The 1,119-nt window shown below is 60.1% G+C and carries 1 pseudogene; it reads right to left on the reverse strand.

Annotated elements, in window-relative coordinates:
- Nucleotides 1–18 precede the first annotated feature (18 nt).
- Nucleotides 19–1,057, reverse strand: a pseudogene (locus GOB81_RS17350) (IS3 family transposase).
- Between the last annotated feature and the right edge of the window lie 62 nt (nucleotides 1,058–1,119).

The raw sequence follows: 1,119 nt of genomic DNA on the forward strand, positions 1-1,119 counted from the left end.
AGCTATACCCGGTTGTCGTTATGCCGCCATTCTGACGGCGCTGCTGTTGGCCATCTGGTCCGGGGTTAACCCCGGACCAGATGGCGTCGGCACGTCATGATACGCCTCATCAGGTGTGGGTCCAGCCAGCGACCGCGTCCATCCATGCTGATGCGAACCTGGCGTCGTTCCAGGACCTCGGTGAACCGGGGCGTCGTGAATTGTGAGCCCTGGTCCGTGTTGAAAATCTCCGGGGTGCCGTAGCGCACCAGCGCATCCCGGAGTGCTTCGACGCAGAACTCCGCATCCATCGTGTTCGACAGACGCCAGGACAGCACCTTGCGCGTGTGCCAATCCATGACCGCCACCAGATAGAGAAAGCCCTTCCGCATCGGAATATAAGTAATGTCGGAACACCAGACCTGGTTGGGCCGGTCGATGACCAGACCCCGCAGCAGATACGGATATTTCCGATGCTCCGGATGGGGCACACTCGTGCGTGGCTTCTGGTAGATCGCCCGCAGGTCCATGATCGCCATGAGCCTGCGAACCCGCTTGCGGCCGACATCATGGCCGAGACGGCGCAGATGCCATGTCATCTGCCGTGAGCCATAATACGGCGTTTCCAGGAACTGCGCGTTGATCAGCCGCATCAACTCCAGATTGGCCTCGTTCTGGGGCACAGGCCGATAGTAGACGCCAGACCGGTTAAGCTGCAGCAGCGTGCATTGCCGCACGACCGAAAGCCGGGGCCGTTTCAGGTCAATCATTTGCCGCCTCTGATCACGCCCAACCGAGCAGAGGCATCCCGCAAAAAATCCCGTTCCACCAGCAACTGGCCGATCTTGGCGTGCAGCTTCTCAACGTCGGCCGGACTGACTGCTGCTTCCGGCGTTGGCTTGCCGGAGAATGTCGCCGCCATGCCTTCAATCGCCTGACGTTTCCATTAGGCGATCATCATCTGGTGCACGCCGTGCTTCGACGCCAGCTCCGCCAGCGTCAATTCACCCCGGATCGCCTCCAGCGCAACACGAGACTTGAATTCACCCGAATACCGTTTCCGCGTAACCTTCCCCATAAAACCCGTCCTCGCTCAGGTCGGGGGATAGCTTAGCCACCTGTCCGAAAAATGGGGACCAC

The organism is Acetobacter conturbans, assembly GCF_011516755.1.
GTDB classification, from domain to species: domain Bacteria; phylum Pseudomonadota; class Alphaproteobacteria; order Acetobacterales; family Acetobacteraceae; genus Acetobacter; species Acetobacter conturbans.